The organism is Streptomyces kanasensis (genome assembly GCF_043077165.1).
Classification (GTDB): domain Bacteria; phylum Actinomycetota; class Actinomycetes; order Streptomycetales; family Streptomycetaceae; genus Streptomyces; species Streptomyces changanensis.
On record NZ_JBIBSF010000002.1, the window covers coordinates 799,848 to 810,122 of the forward strand.

Below are 10,275 nucleotides of genomic sequence, written 5' to 3' on the forward strand. Positions count from 1 at the left end.
TTTGGGGGGGCGGGGGGGGGGGTTGGGGCCGGGGCGCCCCCCCCCCCCCCCCCCGCGGGCCCGGGCCCCCCCCCCCCCCCGCGCCCCCCCCCCCCCGGGCCGCCCCCGGGCCCACCGGGACGACCGGCCGGCGAGCGCCACGCCACGGGGAAGTCGAAGTACGTGTCGGGGAAGTCCTCCGGCCGGTACGTGAAGTGCCACCACTCCTGCGGCAGGTTCACGAACCCCTCCGCCGCGAGCGCCTCGCGCAGCGCGTCCCGGTTGCGCCGCGGCTCCCCCTGGATCCGCGGGTCGTCGGTGCGGGACAGCGTGTCGAAGCAGTCGTACCCCGTGCCCATGTCGACCGAGGCGTCGGGGAACCGCTCCGCGCGCGGCGCCGTGCAGTCCACGAGCGTCTCGCCCGGCACGTACGGGCGGGTCGGCGCCGCCGGCAGCCGGACCAGCGTCACGTCGACGGTCGACCCCCGGCTGTGCCCCGATCGCTCCGCCACGTACCCGTCCGCGAAGAGCCGCGACTTGTCCACGCGTGGGTGGAACTCCGCCCGCATCCGCTCGTCGTCCGGGTCCCGTGCCCACCGCACGAAGTGGTCGACGGCCCGCTGCGGCCGGTAGCAGTCGTACACCTTCAGCGAGTACCCCCGCCGCAGCAGCCGGGTCTGCGCCCGGTGCAGGGCCCGGGCCGCCGACCGGGTCAGCAGGCACACCGGCCGGTGGTACCCGTCCACCGGCTCGCCGACGAAGTTGTGCGCGGTCGTGTAGCGCAGGTCGTGCAGGACGGTCGGATCGACCGCCGCCAGCGCCACGAACCCCCGCGGCGCGACGGGTTCCGCCCCGGACCCCGCCCGCGCCGACGTCGGCGCCGTCACGGGCCCCGCCCCCGCCCGCGCCGGGGACGGGGCGGCGGGGCCGGCGGCCAGGGCGAGCGCCCCGGCGACGGCGGCGGCCACGGACCGTACGGCCACACCACGTCCTGTCATGAACACCCTCTACCACCCCACCGCTGATCGGTACAGTGCGCCCCGTGCAGAACACCCATTGCGCCCACTGCGGCGCCCCCTACGCCGACCCGGCCCAGCCCTGGCCCCGGACCTGCCCCTCCTGCACCGCCGTCACCTACCGCAATCCCCTCCCCGTGGCCGTCGCCCTCCTCCCGGCGTCCGGCCCCGGGGGCACCGGGCTCGTGGTCATCACCCGCACCATCGAACCCGCGCGTGGCGGCACCGCCCTGCCCGGCGGCTACATCGACCACACCGAGGACTGGCGCGAGGCGGTCGTACGGGAGCTCCGCGAGGAGACCGGCATCGAGGCCGCCGCCGACGACGTGCGCCTGGCCGACGCGATGAGCGCGCCCGGCGGCCACCTGCTGCTCTTCGGCCTCCTCCCCGAGCGCCCCGCGGCCGACCTGCCGCCCTCCGCTCCCACGGACGAGACGGCCGGCCACCACGTCCTGCGCGCCCCGGCGCCCCTGGCCTTCCCCCTGCACACCGAGGCGGTCCGCCGCTACTTCGCGGGGGAGTACGACCACCCCCGCCCCTGACTCCGGCGGGGGCCGCACGCGCCCGCCCGTGACCGCACGCCCGCCCCTGACCCCGGCGGGCACGTCCGACGGCATCCCCGCCCCCGCCCCGGCAGTCCCGAGAGAACGCGCCCCCGACCCCAGCTGCACCCCGAGACGCCTGACCCCCACACGCCTCACCCCCGTCCGTCACCTCCCGTCCCTCGTCTCCCGTCCCTCACCCCCGCCCGCCCCACCCAGCCCGCGCACCCGTACCCCCGCGGGCCCCACCACCACCGCTCCCGCGTCGGTCACCAGCTCCACCCGCACCTCGCCGTCCACCCACCGCGTGACGTACCGCTCCACATCCGCCCGCTCCCACCCGTCACCCGGGTCCCGCACGACCAGCCCGCCACCCGAGCGGCCCGGCGCCGGCGCCCACACCTCGAGCTCCGTGGCCCCCTCCTCGCCCCGCACCGGCACCACGGCCCCCGCCCGCACCAGCACCGGCACCCGCGACAGCGGCGCCTCCACCAGCACCTGCCCCGGCCCCTCGTACGACTGCCCGGTCACCATGTCGTACCAGCGGCCCCGCGGCAGCCGGACCGCCCGCCGGTCCGTCCCGCGCGTCAGCACCGGCGCCACCAGCAGCGCGTCCCCCAGCAGGAAGGCGTCCTCGCACTCCCGCAGCACCCGGTCCTCAGGGGCGCCCCACCACAGGGGCCGCGCGTACGGCGCGCCCGTCAGCCGGGCCAGCCGCGCCAGCGACACGAAGTACGGCCGCAGCCGCTCCCGCTCCTCCAGCGCCGCCCGCGCGTACTCCAGCACCTTCGGCCCGAACTCCCACGGCTCGCGCCGCCCCGCGTCGATCGCCGCGTGCGTACGGAACAGGGGCAGCCAGGCCCCCAGCTGGAACCACCGCAGGTACAGCTCCGGCGAGGGGAACCCGTCGAAGCCGCCCACGTCCGGTCCCGAGTACGGCACCCCGCACAGCCCCAGCCCCAGCACCAGCGACAGCGACGCCCTCAGCCCCGGCCACCCCGTGGCCACGTCCCCCGACCAGGTACCGCCGTACCGCTGCATCCCCGCCCACCCCGACCGGGAGAACAGGAACGGCCGCTCCCGGGGCCGCAGCCGCGCCAGCCCCTCGTACCCCGCCCGGGCCATCGCCAGCGCGTACACGTTGTGCGCCTCCCGGTGGTCCCCGCCCCGGCCCTCCAGCGCGTGCCGCGCCGACCGGGGCAGCGTCATGTCCCCGAACGGCGTGAACGACACCGGCTCGTTCATGTCGTGCCACACCCCGGCGAACCCCTGCGCCAACCGCTCCTCGTACAGCCGGCCCCACCAGCCGCGCACCGCCGGATCCGTGAAGTCCGGGTACACGCACTCACCCGGCCACACCACGCCCCGCACCACCTCGCCCCGCGCGTCCCGCACGAACGCCCCCCGGGTCCCCACCCGCGCGCCGCCCTCGTACACCGTGCCGCCCGGCTCCGCCTTCACCGCCGGGTCCACGATCGACACCAGCCGCACCCCCTGCTCCCGCAACTCCGCCGCCAGCCCCGGCAGGTCCGGGAACCGCTCGCGGTCCACGGTGAACACCCGGTGCCCGTCGTAGTGGTCGATGTCCAGGTGCAGCGCCGCCAGCGGCAGGCCGTGCTCCCGGTAGCCGGCCACCACCCGCCGCACCTCCTCGGCGCTGCCGAACCCCCACCGCGCGTGCTGCGGCCCCAGCGCCCACGACGGCGGCACCGCCGGCGCCCCCGTCAACTGGGTCCACCCGCGCAGCACCCGCGCCGGCGTCCCCACCACCACCCAGCAGCGCAGGGGACCGCCGCTCATCCGCACCTCGACCAGTCCCGGCCGGTCGTGGCCCGACCCGGCCCCCTCGCCGCCCTCCCGCAGCGTCACCCGCCCGTCCCACGGGTTGTCATGGAACGCCAGGTGCGTCCCCGCGTCCGCCACCACCCAGTGGACCGGCATCGTGACGTACAGCGGATCGTCCTGCGGACCGAAGCTGCCGCGCGGGTCGCTGTTCCACAGCCGGTACACCCCGTCCCGCAGCCGCGGCCCACCCGCACGGCCCCCCAGCCCGAAGAACCGCGCGTCGGCCGGCACCTCCGACCGTTGCACCCACCGCGCCTCGCCCCCGCCCACCGGCTCCCACCAGCGCGGCGGGAGGTCCCGGCGCAGCACCACCCCACCCGGTGTGCGCACCTCGACCGCCCCGTTGCGCGACACCGCCACCGTCACCCGCTCGGCCACCACCCGCCAGCCGCCGTCCGTGTCCGGCTCCAGCGCCACCCGCGCGTCCGGCTCCGGCACCTCGCCCGCCAACGCGTACGACGGCAGGGGCTCCGCCCCGTCCCACCCCCAGAAGACCGTCCCCCCGGCCGAGACGCACACCCGCAGCACCGAGCGCGCGAACCGCACGATCCCCCCGCCCGGCAACGGCTCCACACCCGTCACCCGCCCCGGCACCCTGGCCCGCTCCGGCCCCCGGGGAGGCAGCCCCACGGCGTCCGCCCTCCGCTGCCGCCACGCCGAACGCATGGCACGCGGCCCGCGCACCCTGCCGAACACCCACATCGAACGCACCAGCTCACGACGGTCCATGCCGAGCACCCTGCCACCCCCCAGGGGGCGCACGGGAGGCGTTCAACAGCCGTTCACCCGTGGTCACACCACATGTTCAACGCCCCGACCATGGGTGGAGGACCCTGGTGTGATCCCCGCTCCCATGGCACAGTCCCTGTCAGCCGCGTCCGCGCACACCCATGCCCGTGCGTGCGACACACGCAGACCCGCGTACAGCCAGGGAGCACACCCCCATGACATCGACGTCAGCGACAGCGCACTCCGAGCAACCCGAGCCGCTCTGGCAGCCGGACCAGGACCGCATCGCCTCCGCCGCGGTCACCCGCTTCCAGGCATGGGCCGCAGAGCGCCACGGTGCCCCCGCGAACGGCGGGTACCCGGCGCTCCACCGCTGGTCCATCGACCACCTCGACACCTTCTGGCAAGCCGTCACCGAGTGGTTCGACGTCCGCTTCACCACTCCGTACACACGCGTCCTCGGCGACCGCGCCATGCCCGGCGCCCAGTGGTTCCCCGGTGCCACCCTCAACTACGCCGAACACGCCCTGCGCGCCGCCGACCGGCGCCCCGACGCCCCCGCGCTCCTCCACGTCGACGAGACCCACGAGCCGACCCCCGTCACCTGGGCGGAACTGCGCCGCCAGGTCGCCGCCCTCGCCGCCGAACTGCGCGCCCTCGGCGTGCGCCCCGGCGACCGCGTCAGCGGCTACCTGCCCAACGTCCCGCAGGCCGTCACCGCCCTCCTCGCCACGGCCGCCGTCGGCGCCGTGTGGACCTCCTGCGCCCCCGACTTCGGAGCCCGCAGCGTCCTCGACCGCTTCCAGCAGGTCGAACCGGTCGTCCTCTTCACCGTCGACGGCTACCGCTACGGCGGCAAGGAGCACGACCGCCGCGACACCGTCGCCGAACTGCGCCGCGAGCTCCCCACGCTCCGCGCCGTCGTCCACATCCCGCTCCTCGGCACCCCCGCCCCCGACGGCGCCCTCGAATGGTCCGCCCTCACGTCGGGCGACGCCACCCCGCTCTACGAGCAGGTCCCCTTCGAGCACCCCCTGTGGATCCTCTACTCCTCCGGCACCACCGGCCTTCCCAAGGCCATCGTCCAGTCCCAGGGCGGCATCCTGCTCGAACACTTCAAGCAGCTCGGGTTCCACTGCGACCTCGGCCCCGACGACGTGTTCTTCTGGTACACCTCCACCGGCTGGATGATGTGGAACTTCCTCGTCTCCGGCCTCCTCACCGGCACCACCGTCGTCCTCTACGACGGCAGCCCGGGACACCCGTCGACCGACGCCCAGTGGCGCGTCGCCGAACGCACCCGCGCCACCCTCTACGGCACCTCCGCCGCCTACGTCATGGCCTGCCGCAAGGCCGGCGTCCACCCCGCCCGCGACCACGACCTGTCGCGGATCCGGTGCGTCGCCACCACGGGTTCTCCCCTGCCGCCCGACGGCTTCCGCTGGCTCCACGACGAGTTCGCCACCGCCGGCGCCGACCTGTACGTCGCCTCCGTCAGCGGAGGCACCGACGTGTGCAGCTGCTTCGCCGGCGCCGTCCCCACCCTCCCGGTCCACATCGGGGAGCTCCAGGCGCCCTGCCTGGGCACCGACCTCCAGGCGTGGGACCCCCACGGCAAGCCCCTGACCTGCGAGGTCGGCGAACTCGTCGTCACCAACCCCATGCCGTCCATGCCGATCCACTTCTGGAACGACCCCGACGGCAGCCGCTACCACGACAGCTACTTCGACACCTACCCCGGCGTCTGGCGCCACGGCGACTGGATCACCCTCACCGACCACGGCTCCGTCGTCATCCACGGCCGCTCCGACTCCACCCTCAACCGCCAGGGCGTCCGCATGGGCAGCGCCGACATCTACGAAGCCGTCGAGCGCCTCCCCGAGATCAAGGAGTCCCTCGTCATCGGCCTGGAGGAACCGGACGGCGGCTACTGGATGCCGCTCTTCGTCCACCTCGCCGAAGGAGCCGTCCTCGACGACGCCCTCGTCGACCGCGTCAAGCGGACCATCCGCGCCGAACTCTCCCCCCGCCACGTCCCCGACGAGATCATCCAGGTCCCCGGCGTGCCCCACACCCTCACCGGGAAGCGCATCGAGGTCCCCGTCAAGCGCCTCCTCCAGGGCACCCCCCTCGACAAGGCGTGCAACCCCGGCTCCATCGACGACGTCAGCCTCCTCCACTTCTACGAGGAGCTCGCACGCCGCCGCGCCCAGCAGCGCACCGCCGACTGACGCCCGGCGCACCACTGTCAGACCCCCTGGTTACTCTCAGTGAGCACCGATCGACAAGTGATCACCAGGGGGACCCATGGCGCACACCAGGACCACCACATCCCTGCGACGCACGCTGCGCCGCGAAGTACCGGGCACCGTCGGCCTCCTCGTCGACGCCCGGGACTTCGCGGCCATGCGCCGCTACCGCACCTTCCCCTTCGACGACCACACCACCTACCTCCAGGAGACGGAGCGCCTCCTGAGGACCCTCGCCGCCGGAGGCACGCACACCACCGTCACCCTCTTCGACCCCGAGGACTACGCCGCCTACTGCGCCGAGACCGGCCTCGACCCCGACAGCCGGGCCGGCCGCAGCCGGTACACCGCGGAGATCGCCGTCGCCCGCACCCGCGTCCCGTACGCCGGGCAGCCCATCGAGGAGCTCGTGCCCCTCCTCGTCGGCACGGCCGTCCGCCACGCCACCCGCGAGTACGCCACCCTGCTCCTCGCCGACGCCGGCCACTGCGCCGACTGCGGACAGGACATCGGCCACGCCGCCTTCGACCAGGCCACCCGAGCCGTCCTGCGCATCCTCGAAGGGGCCGGACCCGGCACCCACCACCTCGTCTGCAGCGTCCCCGCCGCCGACGACCACCTCCTGGCCGTCCTCCACACCGACCGCACCGGACCCGACCGCTCCCGCCTGGACTCCACGGAGGGATCCGAGTTCGTCACCGTCCTCGCCGCCGGCCTGGCCCGCTCCGCCCCCGGCGGCATCGTCCTGCGCACCAGCAGTCCCGGCGCCCCGGACCGCCTCCACGGCTGGCGCCTGGACCACGGCCGCCTCGTCCCCCTCACGGAGGCCGAGGTCTTCAACGCCTACTGCACCGATGCGGACACCGGAGAACCCCTCCCACCGGAATCGGGCGTCGAGTACCGGGCGGGCTTCGACCTCGCCCCCGACGACGGCCGCCCCACCCACCACTGAACGGGCCGAGGGGTCCCCCCGCCGGACGGGAGGACCCCTCGAACGCCGGCGGCCCACCGCGCCGCCGGCTCACCGCTCACCCGATCACTCGCCGGAGAGCACCGCCTGCGCGGCGACCCGTGCCTCCTCCGCCGAGTCGGCGGCCCGGGCCGCGGCCGCGGCCCGCTCGCACTGCGCCACCGTGTACTTCGCCAGCGTCGCCCGCACGTAGGGGATCGACGCCGCACCCATCGACAGGGAGGTGACGCCCAGACCCGTCAGCACGCACGCCAGCAGCGGATCGGAGGCCGCCTCGCCGCACACGCCGCAGCTCTTGCCCTCCGCCCGCGCCGCGTCGGCCGCCATCGCGATCAGGTCGAGCAGCGCCGGCTGCCACGGGTCCTGCAACCGCGACACGGCACCGACCTGCCGGTCGGCCGCGAACGTGTACTGCGCGAGGTCGTTCGTGCCCAGCGACAGGAACTCCACCTCCCGCAGGATCGAACGCGCGCGCAGCGCCGCCGACGGGATCTCCACCATCGCGCCGAACTTCGCCCGCAGCCCCGCCTCGCGGCACGCGTCGGCGAACGCCTTCGCGTCCGCCCGGTCCGCCACCATCGGCGCCATGACCTCGAGGTGCACCGGCAGCCCCTCGGCCGCCTTCGCCAGCGCGGTCAGCTGCGTCCGCAGCACCTCAGGATGGTCGAGCAGCGTCCGCAGGCCCCGCACGCCCAGCGCCGGGTTCGGCTCGTCGGCCGGCGTCAGGAACGCCAGCGGCTTGTCCGCGCCCGCGTCCAGCACCCGCACGACGACCCGGCCCTCCGGGAACGCCTCCAGTACCTTCCGGTACGCCTCGACCTGCTTCTCCTCCGACGGGGCACGCTCGCTGTCGTCGAGGAAGAGGAACTCGGTGCGGAACAGACCCACGCCCTCCGCCCCGGCCTCCACGGCGGCCGGCACGTCCGCCGGTCCACCGACGTTGGCCAGCAGCGGCACCCGGTGCCCGTCCGAGGTGGCGCCCGGACCGGTCGACGCGGCCAGCGCGGCCTTGCGCTCCCGCGCGGCCCGCTCCATGGCGTCGCGCTTGTCCTGGCTCGGGTCGACGAACACCTCACCGGTGCTGCCGTCGACCGCGACCACGGTGCCCTCGGCCAGCTCGCACGCACCCGGCAGGGCCACCACGGCCGGCACGCCGAGCGCCCGCGCGAGGATCGCGCTGTGGCTGGTCGGCCCACCCTCCTCGGTCACGAAGCCGAGCACCAGCGCCGGGTCGAGCAGCGCCGTGTCCGCCGGCGCCAGGTCCCGCGCGATCAGTACGTACGGCTCGTCACTGTCCGGCACACCCGGCATGGGCACGCCCAGCAGCCGCGCCACGATCCGGTTCCGCACGTCGTCCAGGTCGGCGACCCGCCCGGCGAGGTACTCACCGGCGCCGGCCAGCAGCGCCCGGTACGCCGCGAACGCGTCGTAGACGGCCCGCTCGGCGGTGGACCCGACGGCGATGCGCCGCTCCACGTCGGCCATCAACTCGGGGTCCTGCGCCATCATGGCCTGGGCCTCGAGGACGTGCTGGGCCTCACCGCCGGCGAGGTTGCCCCGCGCTATCAGGTCGGCGGCCACGGCCTCCACGGCCTGGCGGGCCCGTCCCTGCTCGCGCTCGGCGTCCTCCGTGGGGATCTGCTTGGCCGGCGGCTCCAGCACCGCGGTCCCCATGTGCCGGACCTCGCCGATCGCCACCCCGTGGCTGACCCCGACGCCGCGCAGCGTTGTCTCCATGTTCACCCGTCTCCGATCGAGCGGCGGCCGTGGCCGCCGCGTAGGAACATCCCGTTCAGCGCCGCCCGCCAGGGCGGCGGTGACGTCACCGCCAGTCGAAGAGCGTCTCGCCGGCCTTCACGTCGCCCTCCTCGCGCAGCTCGCCCAGCGCGTCGGCGGTGGCCTCCAGGGCGACGACCGGGCAGATCGCCGACTTGCCGGCCTCCTCCACCGCGGCGGGGTTCCAGCGCACGACGTCCTGGCCCCGCGTGACGGTGTCGCCCTTGTTGACGAGCAGCTCGAAGCCCTCGCCGTTGAGCTGGACGGTGTCGATGCCCAGGTGCGTCAGCACCCCGTGGCCCTCGGCGTCCACGACGACGAAGGCGTGCGGGTGCAGGGAGACCACGACGCCGTCGACGGGCGCGACGGCCGTGGAGGGCTCGCGCACGGGGTCGATGGCGGTGCCCGGCCCGACCATGGCCCCGGAGAACACCGGGTCGGGTACGGCGGCGAGTCCGATGGCGCGTCCGGCGAGGGGCGACGTCACGGTGGTCATGGAGGGCCTCCCAGAGGGCGGAGATGGGGAGCCGCCGTCACGGCCTGTCCTGGACGGCGTGCTGTTCAGAGCGTATGTCATGGAAAGTCCGGGTTCCGCATGAGAGGCCCTGGTTGCAGGACCTCGGGACCACCGGCGGCGATTTGCCTCAACTCGTAGGCAGGAGTAGTGTCGTTCCCCTGCCTGGCACCGATGCGAGCACGCGTCGACGGCTGGCAGCGGCGCCTGTCAGGGCGAGATCCTAACTGGTCTACACCACTACTGGTCTACACCTCTGCGTGTGATCGGTCGGGGAGTGGTCAGGGAGGCGGAAAAACCCTGATAGTGTCGGAACCGCCGAAAAGGGAAACGCGAAAGCGGAGAACGGCCCGGCAGCCCGCTCCAGCGGGTGGCAGGAACGAGAAATCGGATCTGCTAGACTGGAAACACGAAAGACCGAAGGGAAGCGCCCGGAGGAAAGCCCGAGAGGGTGAGTACAAAGGAAGCGTCCGTTCCTTGAGAACTCAACAGCGTGCCAAAAATCAACGCCAGATTAGTTGATACCCCGTCTCCATCACGGAGATGAGGTTCCTTTGTAGAAAACACAGCGAGGATGCTGTGAACCGCGGGGGACTATTCCTCCCCCCGGTTCCGCTCAACGCGAGTGTCGACCCGATCACGGGTAAGCATTCAC

The 10,275-nt window shown here is 74.3% G+C and carries 6 protein-coding genes and 1 pseudogene; 3 read left to right on the forward strand and 4 right to left on the reverse strand.

The window, feature by feature from the left end; translation table 11 throughout:
• Positions 1–119: 119 nt before the first annotated feature.
• Positions 120–977: pseudogene (locus tag ACF053_RS08730) on the reverse strand (M15 family metallopeptidase); the annotation flags it as partial.
• 44 nt (positions 978–1,021) lie between these two features.
• Here ACF053_RS08730 and ACF053_RS08735 point away from each other — a divergent pair.
• The gene (locus ACF053_RS08735) at positions 1,022–1,537 is read left to right on the forward strand and encodes an NUDIX domain-containing protein (RefSeq protein ID WP_391953180.1); all 516 of its coding nucleotides are present in this window, start codon (positions 1,022–1,024) and stop codon (positions 1,535–1,537) included.
• Positions 1,538–1,705: 168 nt separating this feature from the next.
• Here ACF053_RS08735 and ACF053_RS08740 read toward each other — a convergent pair whose 3' ends face one another.
• Positions 1,706–4,111: a glycoside hydrolase family 31 protein gene (locus ACF053_RS08740; RefSeq protein WP_391953181.1), complete on the reverse strand. Its 2,406-nt coding sequence runs from the start codon at positions 4,109–4,111 to the stop codon at positions 1,706–1,708.
• Between the two features lie 215 nt (positions 4,112–4,326).
• On the opposite strand from ACF053_RS08740, the gene ACF053_RS08745 reads away from it, so the two are divergent.
• Complete coding sequence (locus ACF053_RS08745) at positions 4,327–6,342, forward strand: acetoacetate--CoA ligase (protein WP_391953182.1); 2,016 nt, start codon at positions 4,327–4,329, stop codon at positions 6,340–6,342.
• 76 nt (positions 6,343–6,418) lie between these two features.
• Positions 6,419–7,312 carry a hypothetical protein gene (locus ACF053_RS08750; protein WP_391953183.1) on the forward strand — a complete coding sequence of 298 codons (894 nt, stop codon included), beginning with the start codon at positions 6,419–6,421 and terminating at the stop codon, positions 7,310–7,312.
• Between the two features lie 84 nt (positions 7,313–7,396).
• Here ACF053_RS08750 and ptsP read toward each other — a convergent pair whose 3' ends face one another.
• Both ptsP and ACF053_RS08760 read right to left on the reverse strand, forming a co-directional pair.
• Positions 7,397–9,067 (reverse strand): phosphoenolpyruvate--protein phosphotransferase, encoded by a 1,671-nt coding sequence (gene ptsP / locus ACF053_RS08755; protein ID WP_391953223.1) that lies wholly within the window; start codon positions 9,065–9,067, stop codon positions 7,397–7,399.
• Between the two features lie 85 nt (positions 9,068–9,152).
• Positions 9,153–9,602, reverse strand: coding sequence for a PTS sugar transporter subunit IIA (locus tag ACF053_RS08760; protein WP_391953184.1), 450 nt, complete (start codon positions 9,600–9,602; stop codon positions 9,153–9,155).
• Positions 9,603–10,275 lie beyond the last annotated feature (673 nt).